This window comes from Burkholderia sp. 22313 (assembly GCF_052045245.1).
In the GTDB taxonomy this organism is placed as follows: domain Bacteria; phylum Pseudomonadota; class Gammaproteobacteria; order Burkholderiales; family Burkholderiaceae; genus Burkholderia.
The window spans coordinates 66,888-83,583 of the sequence record NZ_JBQEON010000009.1; the positions used below are offsets into that span (position 1 = coordinate 66,888).

Annotated in this window: 16 protein-coding genes; 12 read left to right on the top strand and 4 right to left on the bottom strand. The window is 68.0% G+C overall.

Annotation, left to right across the window (positions count from 1 at the left end):
* The first annotated feature begins 107 nt into the window (after window positions 1-107).
* The 4 genes from yajC (at window position 108) to ACTJKF_RS09885 (ending at window position 3,880) form a co-directional block, all read left to right on the top strand.
* Window positions 108-431: a preprotein translocase subunit YajC gene (yajC, locus tag ACTJKF_RS09870; protein WP_440623363.1), complete on the top strand. Its 324-nt coding sequence runs from the start codon at window positions 108-110 to the stop codon at window positions 429-431.
* A gap of 106 nt (window positions 432-537) precedes the next feature.
* The gene (gene secD / locus ACTJKF_RS09875; RefSeq protein ID WP_440623364.1) at window positions 538-2,568 is read left to right on the top strand and encodes a protein translocase subunit SecD; all 2,031 of its coding nucleotides are present in this window, start codon (window positions 538-540) and stop codon (window positions 2,566-2,568) included.
* Window positions 2,569-2,586: 18 nt separating this feature from the next.
* A complete protein-coding gene (gene secF / locus ACTJKF_RS09880) occupies window positions 2,587-3,537 on the top strand; it encodes a protein translocase subunit SecF (RefSeq protein ID WP_440623365.1) in 951 nt (316 codons plus the stop codon).
* A gap of 199 nt (window positions 3,538-3,736) precedes the next feature.
* Window positions 3,737-3,880, top strand: coding sequence for a hypothetical protein (locus ACTJKF_RS09885; RefSeq protein WP_440623460.1), 144 nt, complete (start codon window positions 3,737-3,739; stop codon window positions 3,878-3,880).
* A gap of 21 nt (window positions 3,881-3,901) precedes the next feature.
* Here ACTJKF_RS09885 and ACTJKF_RS09890 read toward each other — a convergent pair whose 3' ends face one another.
* The 4 genes from ACTJKF_RS09890 to ACTJKF_RS09905 all read right to left on the bottom strand — a co-directional run bounded on the left by ACTJKF_RS09890 (window position 3,902) and on the right by ACTJKF_RS09905 (window position 7,112).
* Window positions 3,902-5,179 (bottom strand): MFS transporter, encoded by a 1,278-nt coding sequence (locus ACTJKF_RS09890; RefSeq protein WP_440623366.1) that lies wholly within the window; start codon window positions 5,177-5,179, stop codon window positions 3,902-3,904.
* Window positions 5,180-5,338: 159 nt separating this feature from the next.
* On the bottom strand, window positions 5,339-5,917 hold the full coding sequence (locus ACTJKF_RS09895) for a YceI family protein (protein ID WP_440623367.1): 579 nt from the start codon (window positions 5,915-5,917) through the stop codon (window positions 5,339-5,341).
* A 65-nt stretch (window positions 5,918-5,982) separates the two neighbouring features.
* Window positions 5,983-6,543, bottom strand: a complete 561-nt coding sequence (locus ACTJKF_RS09900; RefSeq protein WP_440623368.1) for a YceI family protein — start codon at window positions 6,541-6,543, stop codon at window positions 5,983-5,985.
* 8 nt (window positions 6,544-6,551) lie between these two features.
* Complete coding sequence (locus tag ACTJKF_RS09905) at window positions 6,552-7,112, bottom strand: cytochrome b (protein WP_440623369.1); 561 nt, start codon at window positions 7,110-7,112, stop codon at window positions 6,552-6,554.
* A gap of 259 nt (window positions 7,113-7,371) precedes the next feature.
* Between ACTJKF_RS09905 and ACTJKF_RS09910 the strand changes: the two genes are divergently transcribed.
* The 8 genes from ACTJKF_RS09910 to ACTJKF_RS09945 all read left to right on the top strand — a co-directional run bounded on the left by ACTJKF_RS09910 (window position 7,372) and on the right by ACTJKF_RS09945 (window position 16,617).
* Entirely contained in the window at window positions 7,372-8,037 is a 666-nt protein-coding gene (locus ACTJKF_RS09910; RefSeq protein ID WP_440623370.1) for a paraquat-inducible protein A, read from the top strand.
* Entirely contained in the window at window positions 8,034-8,663 is a 630-nt protein-coding gene (locus ACTJKF_RS09915) for a paraquat-inducible protein A (RefSeq protein WP_440623371.1), read from the top strand. Before ACTJKF_RS09910 ends, ACTJKF_RS09915 begins: the two co-directional genes overlap by 4 nt.
* Window positions 8,656-10,275, top strand: a complete 1,620-nt coding sequence (locus ACTJKF_RS09920) for a PqiB family protein (protein WP_440623372.1) — start codon at window positions 8,656-8,658, stop codon at window positions 10,273-10,275. Before ACTJKF_RS09915 ends, ACTJKF_RS09920 begins: the two co-directional genes overlap by 8 nt.
* On the top strand, window positions 10,272-10,997 hold the full coding sequence (locus ACTJKF_RS09925) for a PqiC family protein (RefSeq protein WP_440623373.1): 726 nt from the start codon (window positions 10,272-10,274) through the stop codon (window positions 10,995-10,997). The genes ACTJKF_RS09920 and ACTJKF_RS09925 overlap by 4 nt, the downstream gene beginning before the upstream one ends.
* Before the next feature lie 523 nt (window positions 10,998-11,520).
* Window positions 11,521-13,644 carry a site-specific recombinase gene (locus ACTJKF_RS09930; RefSeq protein WP_440623374.1) on the top strand — a complete coding sequence of 708 codons (2,124 nt, stop codon included), beginning with the start codon at window positions 11,521-11,523 and terminating at the stop codon, window positions 13,642-13,644.
* A gap of 164 nt (window positions 13,645-13,808) precedes the next feature.
* A complete protein-coding gene (locus tag ACTJKF_RS09935; RefSeq protein WP_440623375.1) occupies window positions 13,809-15,107 on the top strand; it encodes a THUMP domain-containing class I SAM-dependent RNA methyltransferase in 1,299 nt (432 codons plus the stop codon).
* 351 nt (window positions 15,108-15,458) lie between these two features.
* Window positions 15,459-15,857, top strand: a complete 399-nt coding sequence (locus tag ACTJKF_RS09940; RefSeq protein WP_440623376.1) for a VOC family protein — start codon at window positions 15,459-15,461, stop codon at window positions 15,855-15,857.
* Window positions 15,858-15,930: 73 nt separating this feature from the next.
* A complete protein-coding gene (locus ACTJKF_RS09945) occupies window positions 15,931-16,617 on the top strand; it encodes a helix-turn-helix transcriptional regulator (RefSeq protein ID WP_166724773.1) in 687 nt (228 codons plus the stop codon).
* Window positions 16,618-16,696: the final 79 nt, after the last annotated feature.

Below are 16,696 nucleotides of genomic sequence, written 5' to 3' on the forward strand. Positions count from 1 at the left end.
TGCTTTAACAGCTTGATCCGAAAGCGCATTTGCTGCGCCGTTTGCGGATGGGGCCGGTGGTAGAATAACCGGCTTATTTTTCGATCTTCCCCTACGGAGAGACCAACGTGCCGTTCATTTCCAATGCCTTCGCGCAAGGTGCCGGTGGCGCCGAATCGAGCCTGATGAGCTTCCTGCCGCTCATCCTGATGTTCGCCGTGCTGTACTTCATCATGATTCGTCCGCAGATGAAGCGCCAGAAGGAACACCGCAACATGCTGTCGGCCATGGCGAAGGGCGACGAAGTCGTCACGAGCGGCGGCCTCGTCGGCAAGGTGACGAAGGTCACCGAAGGCTACATCGGCGTCGAAATCGCCGCAGGCACCGAAATCACCGTGCAGAAGGCTGCCGTCACGACCATTCTGCCGAAGGGCACGATCAAGTCGCTGTAAGGCTTTCACCGAGCGTCCGGCTCCCCGCGCCGTGCCCGCCTGAGAGAGCGGGCCGCCGCGGCGCCGGACGCGACGCTTTCACGCCAACCACCCGTTCGGCCCCCTCATGAATCGTTATCCAATCTGGAAATATGTCGTGATGGTCGTGGCGCTCGCCATCGGCTTTCTGTACACATTGCCCAACTTCTTCGGCGAAGCGCCGGCGGTGCAGGTGTCGAGCGGCAAGGCCACGGTCAAGCTCGACTCGACCACGCTGACCCAGGTCGAATCCGCGCTCGCCTCCGCGCAGATCACGCCGGACGACGTCACCTTCGAGAACACGGCGTCCAACGCGAACATCCGCGTGCGCCTGAAGGACACCGATACGCAGCTGCGCGTCAAGGACCTGCTGCAGAAGTCGCTGAACGCCGATCCGAACGATCCGCAGTACGTCGTCGCACTGAACCTGCAGAGCGCGTCGCCGCGCTGGCTGACCGCGCTGCACGCGCTGCCGATGTATCTCGGCCTCGACCTGCGCGGCGGTGTGCACTTCCTGCTCCAGGTCGACATGACGGGCGCGCTCACGAAGAAGCTCGACTCCGACGCGTCCGACGCCCGCACGCTGCTGCGTGACAAGAACATCCGCGACGGTGGCGTGAGCCGCGTCGACCAGTCCGTCGTCGTCAACTTCAGCGATGCGCAAACCGCCGAAGACGCGCGCAAGGTGCTCGCCGCGTCCGTCACCGAACTGCAATGGGCGACCCAGCCCGGCGGCGGCGGCACGCAAGTCGTCGGCACGTTCACGCCGGCCGTGCAGAAGTCCGTCGAGGACGCCGCGCTCAAGCAGAACCTGACCACGCTCCACAACCGCGTGAACGAACTCGGCGTGTCGGAGCCGATCCTGCAACAGCAAGGCAACGACCGTATCGTCGTCGAACTGCCGGGCGTGCAGGACACCGCGAAGGCGAAGGACATCATCGGCCGTACCGCGACGCTCGAGGCTCGCCTCGCCGACCCGCTCAACACGCACCCGAACCCGAGCGACCCCGTGCCGCCGGGCGAGGAGCTGTTCACGCAGGGCAACCAGGTGCCCGTGCTGCTGAAGAAGGACGTGATCTTCACCGGCGACCGCATCATCGACGCGTCGGCCGGCTTCGACGAACACCAGCGTCCGTCGGTCAACATCCGCCTCGACTCGGCGGGCGGCCGCGCGGTGCGCACGGTGTCGCGCGACAACATCGGCAAGCCGATGGCGATGGTGCTGTTCGAGAAGGGCAAGGGCGAAGTGCTGACGGTCGCGACGATCCAGTCCGAACTCGGCGACCGCTTCCAGATCACGGGCCAGCCGACGCCGCAGGCCGCGGCCGACCTCGCGCTGCTGCTGCGCGCCGGTTCGCTCGCCGCCCCGATGGACATCATCGAGGAACGCACGATCGGCCCGAGCCTCGGCGCGGACAACATCAAGATGGGCGTCCACTCGGTGATCTGGGGCTTCTGCGCGATCGCCGTGTTCATGGTCGCGTACTACATGCTGTTCGGCGTGGTCTCGGTGATCGGCCTGTCGGTGAACCTGCTGCTGCTCGTCGCGGTGCTGTCGCTGATGCAGGCGACGCTGACGCTGCCGGGTATCGCGGCAATCGCGCTCGCGCTCGGCATGGCGATCGACTCGAACGTGCTGATCAACGAGCGCGTGCGTGAAGAACTGCGCGCCGGCCAGCCGCCGCAGCTCGCGATCCAGTCCGGCTACGCGCATGCGTGGGCGACGATTCTCGACTCGAACGTCACGACGCTGATCGCCGGCCTCGCGCTGCTCGCGTTCGGCTCGGGCCCGGTTCGCGCGTTCGCGATCGTGCACTGCCTCGGCATCCTGACGTCGATGTTCTCCGCGGTGTTCTTCTCGCGGGGGATCGTCAACCTCTGGTACGGCGGCCGCAAGAAACTGAAGTCGCTCGCGATCGGCCAGGTGTGGAAGCCGGAAGGTGCCGCAGCCGGTGCCGCCGGTGCAGCGTTCGACGCGGCCGACGCATCGACCGACACCGCGCGCGCCGCAAAGCTCGCCGCGCCCGCGAAGGGCAACGCACCGCGCGCCGGCAAGCCGCAACTGCGCAACCGCGCGCAGCAAGGCGTGTCGCCGAAGAAACCGGGCTCGACCCAATAAGGCCCCGGAGACGAAGCCATGGAATTTTTCCGCATCCGTAAAGACATTCCGTTCATGCGGCACGCGCTGGTGTTCAACGTGATCTCGCTGGTCACGTTCCTCGCCGCCGTGTTCTTCCTGTTCCACCGCGGGCTGCACCTGTCCGTCGAATTCACCGGCGGTACGGTGATCGAGGTCCAGTATCAGCAGGCCGCGCAGCTCGAACCCGTGCGCGACACGCTCGGCAAGCTCGGCTACGCCGATGCGCAGGTGCAGAACTTCGGCACGTCGCGCAACGTGCTGATCCGCCTGCAGCTGAAGGAAGGCCTCACGTCCGCGCAGCAGAGCGACCAGGTGATGACCGCGCTGAAGGCGCAGAGCCCCGACGTGTCGCTGCAGCGCGTCGAGTTCGTCGGCCCGCAGGTCGGCCGCGAACTCGCGACCGACGGCCTGGCCGCGCTCGCGTGCGTCGTGATCGGCATCGTGATCTACCTGTCGTTCCGCTTCGAATGGAAGTACGCGGTCGCCGGCATCATCGCCAACCTGCACGACGTCGTGATCATTCTCGGCTTCTTCGCGTTCTTCCAGTGGGAGTTCTCGCTGGCGGTGCTCGCGGCCATCCTCGCGGTGCTCGGCTACTCGGTCAACGAGTCGGTCGTCATCTTCGACCGGATCCGCGAAACGTTCCGCCGCGAACGCAAGATGAGCGTGCAGGAAGTGATCAACCACGCGATCACGACCACGATGTCGCGGACGATCATCACGCACACGTCGACGGAAATGATGGTGCTGTCGATGTTCTTCTTCGGCGGCCCGACGCTGCACTACTTCGCGCTCGCGCTGACGGTCGGCATCATGTTCGGCATCTACTCGTCGGTGTTCGTCGCGGGCTCGCTCGCGATGTGGCTCGGCATCAAGCGCGAAGACCTGATCAAGGAAAAGAAGGGCGCGCACGATCCGGACGATCCGAACGCGGGCGCGCAGGTTTAAGCGCCGCGCCGTTTCGGCTGCTTCCAGAAGGCCGGTCCCTCGTGGGCCGGCCTTTTTTCATGGGCGTGACCCGTCCTGAAATAGGTTGATACTTCTTCGCCGAAGCGAAGCGGTGCAAAGTGGAGCAAGGGATCAAGCGAACGCAGCGGGACGACAGCCTGGCTTTAAAATTGTCGATGGTGGCGCGGGCCGCCACACGATGCTGACCTTCACGCCGGCACGGGCGATCGTCAAGCCGCGTCCGGCGGGCGCGAAGCGGCTCGCCGGACGCCCGGTGCAAACGATCGATGCACCCGCGCAGCTGATGCCGGCGCAGCCGGTCTGCAAGCGCGGCGAGCCCTGACGCGCCGCCGCGCCCCGCCTCTCACCGAAACCCGAACCGCCGGCGCAGCACGATCAGCGCCGCGAGGCTCAACACGGCCGCGAACATCAGGTAGAAGCTCGGCGCGGTCTTCATCCCGGTCGCGCGGATCAGCCACGCGATGATGAACGGCCCGAAGCCGCCGAAGATCGTGACCGCGACGTTATACGCGAGCGACATCCCGGTCGTGCGCGTCTGCACCGGAAACACCTCGGACAGCAGCCCCGGCAGCGCCGCGAAATAGCCGGTCATCAGGAACGCGAGCAGCACCTGCAACGCGATCAGCGTGCCGAAGCCCGGATGCGCGATGAGATACGCGAACGCGGGATAGATCAGCACGAGGATGCCGACCGCCGGCGCGAGCATCACGCGCACGCGGCCATAACGATCCGACCAGTGGCCGACGAGCGGCGCGAACGCCATCTGGATCACGCCGACGACGAGGATCGCCGCGAACGCGGCCGACGGTGCGAGGCCAAGCTGCTTCACGCCGTAGGTCGGCATGAACAGCACGAGATAGGTCGCGACGGTGCCGAGCACGACCACGCCCATCGCGGCGACGAGCCGCGCCTTGTGCGACGCGAACGTGTCGCGCAGCGGGCTCGCGGTGCTTTCGGCCGCGAGGAATTCGGGCGTCTCGTCGACCTTCGAGCGGATGTAGTACGCAACCGGCCCGAGCAGCAGCCCGAAGAAGAACGGGACGCGCCAGCCCCACGCGGCCATCTGGTCGGCCGTGAGCTGCGCGTTCAGCACGGTGCCGAAACCGGCGGCGAGCAGTGTCGTGAGCCCCTGGCTCGCGACCTGCCAGCTCGCGAAGAAGCCGCGCCGGCCGGGCACGTGCTCGGCGAGGAACGCGGTCGCGCTGCCGAATTCGCCGCCGGCCGAGAAACCCTGCATCAGTCGCGCGGCGACCAGAATCAGCGGCGCCGCGACGCCGATCGTCCGGTAGGTCGGCAGCACCGCGATGACCAGCGTGCCGGCCATCATCAGCAGGATCGACAGCGTGAGCGCGGCCTTGCGGCCCGCGCGGTCGGCGTATGCGCCGAGCACGATCGCGCCGAGCGGGCGCATGAAGAACGACACGCCGAACGTGCCGAGCGTGAGCAGCAGCGACACGGTGTCGTTGCCGGCCGGAAAGAACAGCTTCGAGATCGTCACCGCGAAGAAGCCGTACACGACGAGGTCGAACCACTCGAGCGCGTTGCCGATCGACGCGGCGACCACCGCACGCCACACGCGCGGCGACGAGGCGACGGAGCTGGACTGCGTGACGACATGCATCGGCGATCTCCTTGTCGTTATCCATTTTGTCGGGCGCGTCCGCTCCCGCGCCGCGCGCCGTGCCGCCGATTATAGGCGCGCAAAAAAACCGCCGCGCCCCCGGTCACGGGAGCGCGGCGGTTCGCACGCGGCGGGCCGGCACGACGCCGGCCGGGCACGTTACTGCTTGACGGCTTCAGCCGTGATCAGCAGCTTCGTCTTCATCTTGAAGCCGTACGTCTTGCCGTAGTCGAGACCGAAATCGTCGCGGCTGAATTCGCCGACTGCGTCGACGCCGCACACTTCACGCTTGAGCATCGGGTGCGGCATGCACTTGAACGAATCGATCTTCAGCGTCAGCGGCTTCGTGACGCCATGCATCGTCAGGTTGCCGACGACCGACACCGGCTTGTCGCCGTCGAACTTGATCGTGCCCTTGTAGTTCGCTTGCGGGAACTTGGTCGCGTCGAAGAACTCGGCCGTCTGCAGGTGTTCGTCGAGCTTCGCGCTGCCCGTGTGGATCGACGCGATGTCGGTCGTCACGTCGACCGTACCGGTCTTCGCCGCGCGGTCGAGCGTCACGCTGCCGCTCGACTTGTCGAACTTGCCGCGCCAGACCGACAGGCCGCCGAAGTGGTCGGCCTCGAAGCTCGGGTACGTATGGCTCGGGTCGAACTGGTACGTCGCGCTGTCGGCGAATGCCGAGAACGACAGCGAAGCGGCCAGCGCGCCTGCGGCGATGATCAGATGCTTTTTCAAATCCTTTCTCCTGGAAACAGCGCCGCGCCCTCGCGCGGCATTCGGGTGATGCGACAGCCCGCCGCTTACTTGGTGGCGACGAGATGGAACTTGATCTGCACTTCGTCGGCGACGATCGACGTGTCCTTCCACTCGCCGGTGCCGACGTTGAACGCCGAACGCTTGATCGGCAGCACGCCGTCGAAGGTCTGCGTCGCGCCGCTCTGCGTGACGGTGACGGGCACCGTGACGATCTCGGACTTGCCCTTGACCGTCAGCTTGCCGGTCACGTTGTACTTGTTGCCACCGGCCGGCGCGATCGCCGACGACGTGAAGGTCGCCTGCGGATACGCCTTCGCGTCGAACCAGTCCTTGCCCGCGACCTGGTCGTTGTACATCTTGTCGCCGAGGTCGAAGCTCGCGATATCGATCGACATTTGCGCGCTGCCCTGCGCGGCCTTCGCCGGGTCGAACTTCACCTGCGCGGAGAACTTCCTGAAGGCGCCTTCGGTCGGCACGTTCATCTGCTTCGACACGGCGGACACCTTGCTCTTCGCGAGATCGACGTCGGCATGCGCCGCGGCCGATGCGACAAGCGACACCGCGGCGAACGCGGTCAGCATGGAGCGGGAGAAAGACACTTTCATGGGATCCTTCATTTGGCAAAGGGAAGCATTCGCGACAGCAGGCCGTCGCGGTCCAACGCCTGGTGCTTGAGCGCCGCAAGGACATGCAGCGAAACAAGCGCAAGCAAAATGTAATTCAAAGACACGTGCAGCGTCTTGAAGGTTTCCTTCAGCACCGGATCGGGATCGATCAGGCGCGGCAGCGGCACGATGCCGAGGTAGACGACCGGGATGTTCGACGCCGAGCTGTACAGATAGCCGGTGACCGGAATCACGAGCATCAGCACGTACAGCAGCCCGTGCACGCCGTGCGACACCACGCGCTGCCACGCCGGCGTATTGCCCGGCAATGCGGGCGATGCGTGCGTCGCGCGCCACAGCACGCGCACGACGGCCAGCGCGAACGCCGTCACGCCGATCCACTTGTGCCACGAGAAGTACTTCAGCTTGGTCGGCGTGAAACCGGGAATGTCGGTCATCACCCAGCCGAGCGCGAAGCCGCAGATGATCAGCAGCGCGATCAGCCAGTGCAGCGCGATCGCGGTCTGCGTGTAACGTACCGGCGTGGCCGGCGGCGAATTCGATGCCATCTTGGAATCCTCAGTTGAGCGAACGGCCAGGCCGGAAAATTCGACCGACGCTTGTCACGGGCGCCATGCTACCGCAACCTTTTGACGCGCGCGGACTCTGAGGACAGGCGCGTCAGCCGGCCGTCACGTTCGCGCCATGTTACCGGCCGGTCACGAAATAACCGGACGTTGACACGCCGAAAAAACCGTTTTGGTAAGATTGGCGCGGGTTCCGGCCCCGTCGACGCGTCCCCCCGCCCGTCGCACAACCGCTTTTCCCATGCAACGATACGACCTGATTGCCTGTCACGAATGCGACGCACTGTTGCGTAAACCGCGCCTCGCCCGTCGCGAAATCGCGCGCTGTCCGCGCTGCGACGCGCTGCTCTATCGCAACAGCACCACGCAGATCGAGCGCATCAGCGCGCTTGCGGTTGCGGCGCTCGTGACATTCATCATCGCGCAGACGTTCCCGATCCTCGAAATGGACCTGAACGGCACGCGCGTGCAGACGACGCTGATCGGCGCGATCGACACGCTGTGGAACCAGGACATGGCGATCGTCAGTGTGATGGTGTTCTGCTCGACCGTCCTGTTCCCGCTCGTCGAGATGGCCGCGCTGCTTTACGTGCTGCTGCCGATCCGCCGCGGCGTCGTGCCGCCCGGTCTCGACCTGGTGCTGCGCACGATCCAGCTCGTGCGGCCGTGGGGCATGATCGAGGTGTTCATGCTCGGCATCGTCGTCACGATCGTGAAGATGGTGAGCCTCGCGCGCGTCGTGCCCGACGCGGCGCTGTTCGCGTTCGGCGCGCTCACGCTGATGACCGCCGTCGTGCTGATGTTCGACCCGCGCACGCTGTGGGACATCGCCGACGACCTGCGCGCCGGCCGCGCGCCCGAGCGGCCCGACGCCGCCGCACCGCTGCCGGAAGCCCCCCGCCAATGACGATGCCGACCGCCGCCCGCGAGGGCTACGCCAGCTGCCACGCATGCGGGCTCGTGCAGACGATCGACCATCCGCACGCGCATTGCACGCGCTGCGGCAGCACGCTTCACTTCCGTACGCCGAACAGCGTCATGCGCACGTGGGCGCTGCTGATCGCCGCGGCGATCCTCTATATTCCGGCGAACCTGCTGCCGATCATGCGCACGTCGTCGATCGTCGGCTCGCAGGAAGACACGATCATGAGCGGTGTCATCTATTTCTGGACGTCCGGCGACTGGCCGCTCGCCGTCGTCGTGTTCGTCGCCAGCATTCTCGTGCCGATGCTCAAGCTCGGCGTGCTGACGATCCTCGCCAGCAGCGCGCAGCGGCGCACCGCGTGGCGGCCGCTGCAGCGCACCCGCCTGTACCGGATCGTCGAGCGGATCGGCCGCTGGTCGATGCTCGACATCTTCGTCGTGACGCTCACCGTCGCGCTCGTCCATTTCCGTTCGCTCGCCGTCATCACGGCCGGCCCTGGCGCGCTCGCGTTCGGCTCGGTCGTGATCCTGACGATGCTCGCGTCGATGCAGTTCGATCCCCGCCTGATCTGGGATCCAGTCGAAACCTCAGGGAAACACCATGAATAGTCCACAAGGCCCGCAGCACGACGCGCCCCGGCCGCCCGATCCGACGATCTCGACGAAAAGCGGCTGGCTGCCGTCGCTCGTCTGGCTCGTGCCGCTGATCGCCGCGCTGATCGGCATCGGCCTCGTGATCAAGTCCGTGCGCGAGCGCGGCCCGGAAATCTCGATCAGCTTCCACACCGCGGAAGGCCTCGAGCCGGGCAAGACGCAAGTGAAGTACAAGGACGTCGAAATCGGCATGGTCAAGACGATCAAGCTGTCGAAGGACCTGTCGCGCGTGCTCGTCCAGGTGCAGCTGAAGAAGGAAGCCGAGGACTTCGCGATCAAGGGCTCGCGCTTCTGGATCGTGCGGCCGCGCATCGGCGCGACCGGCGTGTCGGGGCTCGGCACGCTGCTGTCCGGCGCGTACATCGGCGTCGACGCCGGCCACGGGCAGGACACGCAGACCGACTTCACCGGCCTCGAGACGCCACCGGCCGTGACCGGCGACCAGAAGGGCACGCAATACGTGCTGCGCGGCGATTCGCTCGGCTCGGTCGACATCGGCTCGCCCATTTACTACCGCCGTGTGCAGGTCGGCCAGGTGGTCGGCTTCTCGCTCGACAAGGACGGCACGGGCGTCACGTTCAACGTGTTCGTGAACGCGCCGTACGACCAGTACGTCGGCGTGAACTCGCGCTGGTGGCAGGCGAGCGGCGTCGACCTGCGGCTCGATTCGAGCGGCCTGAAGCTGAACACGCAATCGCTCGCGACAGTGATTCTCGGCGGCATCGCGTTCCAGACGCCGCCGAACCAGAGCGGCGGCGCCACGGCACCGAACAACACGACGTTCCGCCTGGGCTCCGACGAGGCCGACGCGATGCGCGATCCGGACGGCCAGCCGCTGCAGGTCGTGATGAACTTCAACCAGTCGCTGCGCGGGCTTGCGGTCGGTGCGCCGGTCGACTTCCGCGGCATCGTGCTCGGCGAAGTCACGAACATCGGCATCGACTTCGATCCGCAGACCAAGAACTTCCTGATGCCGGTGACGATGAACGTGTATCCGGAGCGGCTCGGCCCGCGCTTCCGCGAAACGATCGAGCGCAAGGGCGAACCGGGACGCCGCGAGATCGTCGAGCGCCTCGTCAAACACGGGCTGCGCGGCCAGTTGCGCACCGGCAACCTGCTGACGAGCCAGCTGTACGTCGCGCTCGACTTCTTCCCGAAGGCGCCGGCCGCGAAGGTCGACACCGCGCGCCAGCCGCTCGAGCTGCCGACCGTGCCGAACACGCTCGACGAACTGCAGTTGCAGGTCGCCGACATCGCGAAGAAGCTCGACAAGGTGCCGTTCGACCAGATCGGCGCGAACCTGAACAGCGCGCTGTCGAACGCCGACAAGCTGTTCAAGCAGCTCGACACGCAGGTCGCGCCGGAAGCGCGCGACACGCTGTCGGCCGCGAAGCAGACCTTCTCGACCGCCGAGGCGACGCTGCAGCAGGATTCGCCGCTGCAGTCCGACGTGCGCGGCGCGCTGAAGGAGCTCACGCGCACGCTGCAATCGCTGAACGCGCTCGCCGACTATCTGGAGCGCCATCCCGAATCGCTGCTCAAGGGCAAGCCAGGAGATCAACCATGACGACGACACGCGTGAACGTGCTCGCGAGCGGCGCGGCGGCAGTCTTCGCCGCGCTCGCGCTCGCCGCGTGCAGCTCGCCGCCCGCGCGGTTCTATACGCTGAGCCCGGCCGACGCCGCCGCGCCCGTGCGCACCGCGCCCGCCAACCCTGCGTTCCTGATCGAGGTGCCGTCCGTCGGCGTGCCCGAACAGGTCGCGAAGAACCAGCTCGTCGTGCAGAAAAACGCCGCGCAGGTCGACGTGCTCGAGCAGGAGCGCTGGGCCGCGCCGCCCGCCGACGAGATTCGCCGCGCGCTGTCGGACGATCTCGCCGCGCAGCTCGGCACGATCGACGTCGCGAATTCCGCGTATCCGGCCGGCGTGCCGGTCTACCGGATCAGCGTGAACGTGCAGCGCTTCGAGTCGTGGCCGGCCAAGCGCGCGGCGATCGATGCGGTGTGGAGCGTGCGTTCGCTCGCTACCCAAGCCGTGATGACGTGCCGCACGAGCGTCGCGGAACCGGTCGCCGATGGCTACGACGCGCTCGTCGCCGGCCACCGCCGCGCGCTCGACGTGATTGCGTCGCAGGCGGCGGCCGGCGTGCGTGCCATGGCCGCACGGCGCGGTGCGACGGCTGCATCGACCGCATCCGGCAACAAGACGGGCACCGCGGCCGTCGTGCCCTGCCCGGCCAATCCGGCGCCCGGCGGCGACGCCGGCGCGACGGGCAAGTCAGGCGCATGAACGTGCGACGCGCGGGCCGGCGTCCAGCGCGATCGCGGCTGCGGCCGCGGCTGCTGTCGGCACGCACCGCGCGATAGCACGCGCCGGCATCGATCCGCGTGCGCGCGCCACCGCGCACGCGAGCTCGCCGCGCTCCCTGCCCTCGCCGCGCTCGCCGATATGGCCGGCGCTGCACGGCACGCGTCGACTGGACGGCCGCTTTGCATTGTTTGTCAAAATCGGCCGGAACCGGCGCCATGCAACGCGGTCGGCTTGCGTTTTCGCGCACGATTGACGATCCTACGCACTTTCAGGCTCGCGCCGCCCGTCGTGCGCGCCAGCCGGCGGTGATCTGCCCGCGTCCGGTCGCCGCCTCTCCCGGGGCTCGCATGTGTGTCCGCATGCACCGCATCGGGGCAGCCGCATCGCGGGTCGCCGCGCATCGTCCGGCCACCCGACCAGCGTCACCGCTCTCCCCTGCGCCGCGCCGCGTTTCCGGCCGGCATCCCGAACCCGCCCGTCCAGGGCTTTCGCTATTCCGTTTATGTTTCGTTCCCTGACGACCCTGATCAAGAAGTGGCGCGCGTCGCGCAATGCGGGCCACCAGCTCGATGCACTGCTCGCGCACGCCGACGCGGACGCATCGTACGCCGAGCGCTGCGAATGGCTGATCGAGCTCGCGCACTGGCTGCGCCGCAACGGCGCGATGCAGGCCGCGCAGGATGCGCCGGCCGAACGCGACGCGAGCGCGCGCGCGTATCCGGCGCATGCGCGGCTGCGCTACCTGTTCCACGTGCTCGAGCGCAATCCCGCGTGGAAATCGCACGCCGCGCGCATCCTGCGCGGGATCCTGCGCGAATGCGACGGCATCTCGCTGCTGTGCGACGCGGGGATGCCGGTACATTCGGGCTTCTTCGGCGCGCTGTTCGAGCGGATCGACTCGTCGCTGATCCCGCCCGCGCCAAACCGCCGCGAGCTGACGGCGCTGTTCACGCTGATGTTTCCGGCGCAGGAAGACGCGCAGTGGATCGATGCACTGCCCGACGACCTGCTCGCGCGCCTCGCCGAGCTGATCGCATTCGACGTCACCGACGAAGAGCGCCACGAACCCGGCTCGTTCTCGCGCGACCTGCTGGCCGCGCTGCACAACCTGACCTGCCAGATCAGCTCGACCGGCCTGTCGCAGACGGTGCGCAGCCGCCTGTCCGACGACGACGCGCGCAAGCCGCTCGAAACGCAGCCGTTCTACCGCCTGACGCGCGCGATGCTCGCGGTCGAGACCGCGCACGCGGCCGTCGAGGACGGCGGCGACCCGAGCAAGCTGCTGCACGAGGTGAACTACCTGCGCGTGCTGCTCGACGAATGCCGGATCGCGGTCGACGACGTGTTCGCGCACCTGTACCGCAACGGCGTGTCGGTCGACATCGTGTTCCAGGTCGAACGGATGCGCATGCGCATCGTGCGCGCGGAAATGCTGCTCAACGCGTGGATGGCACGCGACGACCTGCGCGGGATGGCGCGCCTGACGGCCGAGCTCGTCGATGCGAACCAGAACAGCCAGAGCGTGTCGCACCTCGTGCGCAGCAACTTCTCGCTGTTCGCGCGCAAGCTCGTCGAGACCAACGCGGACACCGGCGAGCACTACATCTCGCGCGGCCGCGCCGAATACCTGAAGATGCTGCGCATGGCCGCGGGCGGCGGCCTCGTCACCGTCGCGACCGTGTGCGTGAAGTTCGCGATCACGGGCGCGCACCTGCAGTCGATGCTCGAAGGGCTGCTCGCGGGCGTCAACTACGCGGCGAGCTTCATGCTGATGCACTTCCTGCACTTCACGCTCGCGACCAAGCAGCCCGCGATGACCGCGCCGACGCTCGCGCGCGAGCTCGACGACACGGGCCACGACGAAGGGGTGAAGACGTTCGTCGCATCCGTGATCGCGCTGATCCGCACGCAGGCCGCGGCGATTTCCGGCAACGTGCTCGTCGTGCTGCCCGTGTGCCTGCTCGTGCAGCTGTTCGCCAGCAACCTGCTGCACGCGAACCTGATCTCGCCGGAGAAGGCGCACGCGACGCTGCATTCGTTCTCGCTGGTGGGTCCGACGCCGTTCTACGCGGCGCTCACGGGCGTGCTGCTGTGGGCGTCGAGCCTGCTCGCGGGCTGGGCCGACAACTGGTTCGTGCTGCACCGGGTCGGCGACGCGCTCGCGTACAACCGCCGGCTGCGGCTCACGCTAGGCGTCGCCGGCGCCGCGAAGCTCGCGCACTTCTGCCGGTCGAACGTCGCGGGCGTGGTCGCCAACGTCGGCCTCGGCCTGATGCTCGGACTGATCCCCGCGATCGTCACCGTGTTCCTGTTCCCGTTCGAGGTGCGGCACGTGACGCTGTCGGCCGGCTCGATCGGGATCGCGCTCGGCGTGCTCGGCAAGGGCGCGCTGAGTATGCCCGAACTCTGGTGGGCCTGTGCCGGCGTGCTGAGCATGGCGATCCTCAACGTGCTCGTGAGCTTCGCACTCGCGTTCACGATGGCCGTGCGCTCGCGCAGCCTGCGCCGCACCAAGGTGCGCGCGCTGGTCGGTGCGATCGTCCGCACGGTGCTGTCGAAGCCGTCCGCGCTGTTCTGGCCGACCGGCGGCGCGGCCGCGCGCGCCGGCCAGCCGGGCTCGCACTGACCCTTCGACGGCGGCGCGCCGCCCCGGCGGGCGCCGCCGCGCGAGCCGGGGCAGCGCGCCCGGGCGGCACAGCGGGGCGCCAGCGCGTCGAATCCGACACAACGCCGGCCCCGGCCGCGCGCGCCGCGTACAATAGTGGACTTTTGCACGTCCTCGCCCGCCTTATGTCCTCGCCCACCCTGTACGAATTCTTCGCTCCCTGCCCGCGTGGCCTCGAAGCGGCGCTTGCCGCCGAGCTGGCCGAAATCGCCGGCCGCCATCTGAACGGCGCGCCGTTCACCGCGGGCGCGCAGGTGCCGGGCGGCGTCCATTTCAGCGGCGGCTGGGCCGCCGGCATGGCCGCGAACCTCCATTCGCGCATTGCCAGCCGGATCCTGCTGAAGATCGCGCACCGCCCGTACCGCAACGAACAGGACGTCTACGCGCTCGCGCTCGAGCAGCAGTGGGAACGCTGGTTCGCGTCGACGCAGACGCTGCGCGTCGACATCACCGCGATCAAGTCGCCGCTGAAGAGCCTCGAGTTCGCGACGCTGCGCGTGAAGGACGCCATCTGCGACCGCATGCGCGACAAGACCGGCTCGCGGCCGAGCATCGATACCGGCGCGCCCGACGTGCGCGTGTTCGCGTTCCTGACGGCCACCGAGTGCACGCTGTACCTCGATACGTCGGGCGAGCCGCTGTTCAAGCGCGGCTGGCGCCTCGACAAGGGTGCGGCGCCGCTGCGCGAGAACCTCGCGGCCGGCATCCTGCGCCTGACGGGCTGGACGCCCGGCACCGCGCTGTACGACCCGATGTGCGGCAGCGGCACGTTCCTCGCGGAAGCCGCGCAGATCGCGCTCGGCGTTGCGCCGGGCGTCGAGCGCCGCTTCGGCTTCGAAAAGCTCAAGCAGTACGACATCACCGCATGGCAGGGCCTGAAGGTCCCGGCGCTCGACGCGAAACGCGCGGCGCGCGGCAAGCGCGATGCGCTCGGCGTGTACGGCAGCGACATCTCGGGCGACATGCTCGAGAAGGCGCGCGCGAACCTCGAACGCGCGGGCGTGCCGTCGGTGTGGCTCAAGCAGGTCGACGCGCGCGGGATGACGCCGCCGTGCGACGGCCCGGGCATCATCCTCGCGAACCCGCCGTACGGCGAGCGGATCGAGGTCCGCGGCCGCAGCGCGCGCGGCGAGGTGCGCGAAACGGGCCGCAACCGCGGCAACGACGACGCGTTCCGCCGCACGCACACCGACGCACCTGACAGCGAGTTCTTCAACGCGCTCGGCGATGCGCTCAAGCAACGCTTCACGGGCTGGCAGGCGTTCCTGCTGACGTCGGACCGCTCGCTGCCGGGCCAGCTGCGCCTGCGCGAATCGGCGAAGACGCCGCTGTTCAACGGCGCGCTCGAATGCCGGCTGTTCCGCTTCGACCTGATCGCCGGCAGCGTGAAGGCACGCCCGGCCGCGCCGGAAGGCGACGCCTGACGCACCCGCACCTCATACCTCGCTCCGGCCGCCGCGGCCGCCTGCTGACACCCTGACGACGCCCGGCACCCGCCGGGCGTCGTGCTGTGCGCGGCCTCGATGCAGATGCTGCCGCGCCGGCCTCCTGCCGCCCCGCCTTCCCGCCTTCCCGCCTTTCCGCCTTTCCGCCTTTCCGCCTTTCCGCGCGCCGCCGCCCGGCCGGACGCCACCGCGGTCGCCCACCGAAGTCACCTTTTGTCAGTACCGCCATCACTACTGACAGCACGCTGTCAGCAGCCCCCGATCACACTGCAATCCCGGCGCAATGCAAGGCTGGTTTCCATCAAGAACCCGAACAACAAGGAGCTCGTCATGACGTCCGCAACTGCAACCCTGGAACGCGCGATCGCGTGGTTCGACATACCGTCCCTCGATTTCGACCGGGCGATCCGTTTTTACGAAACCGTGCTGCAGACGACGCTGCAGCGCGACGTCATCGGCGGCGTGCCGATGGCCGTGTTCGATCACGAAGCATCGAGCACGGGCGGCAGCATCGTGTTCGATCCGCAGCAGATGAAGCCGAGTGCGAACGGCGTGCTCGTGTACCTGAACGCCGGCGAATCGGTTGTCGCGGCACTCGAACGCGCGAAACGCGCGGGCGGCGTCGTGCAGGGCTCGGTCGTCGAGCTGCCGAACAACTACGGCTACGTCGGCTACCTGATCGATACCGAAGGCAACCGCGTCGGGTTGCACGCGCCGAAATGCCACTGAGTGCGTCCACGATCCGGCCGGCGCGGCGCTATCATCGCGAAGTCCCCGTAGCCGTTGGAGTCGAGGTGCCGTCATGACGCGCCGTGCCGACCGCCTGTTCCAGATCGCCGAGCTGCTGCGCGGGCGGCGCCTCACGACCGCGCAGCAGCTCGCCGACTGGTTGTCGGTGTCGCCGCGCACGGTCTATCGCGACGTGCGCGACCTGCAACTGTCAGGGGTGCCGATCGAAGGCGAAGCCGGCATCGGCTATCGGCTGAACCGCAACGCGAGCCTGCCGCCGTTGACGTTCACGGCCGAGGAACTCGCGGCGCTCGCGGTCGGCGCGCGGATGCTCGAGACCTGGGGCGGCGCGCGCTTCGCGGGTGGCGCGCGTTCGGCCCTCGCGAAGATCGCGTCCGCGATGCCGGCCGACAAGCGCACGGCGCTCGATCGCCTGCCGGTGTTCGCGCCGTCGTTCCATATCGACGAGACGTTCTGCGCGAAGGTCGACGCGATCCACCAGGCAGTCGACACGCACCACATCGTCAGCTTCGACTACCGCGACCGGCTCGGCGCGCACACGCAGCGCCGCGTGTGGCCGCTCGGGCTCGTCTACTGGGGCGGGCGCTGGACGATCGGCGCGTGGTGCGAGCTGCGCGGCGACTTCCGCACCTTCGACATCGCGCGGATGGGCGACATCACCGTGCACGAGCAGTTTCCGGACATGGAAGGCCGGCGGATCGCCGACTACATGCGGATCGCGGAAGCGCCGATGCGTTGATGCGTGCGGCCGCGGCCCGCGCGTGGCGCACCACCGTCCAGCCCCCCCCCCCGCCGCCATTCGCGCGCCGGGGCGTCCG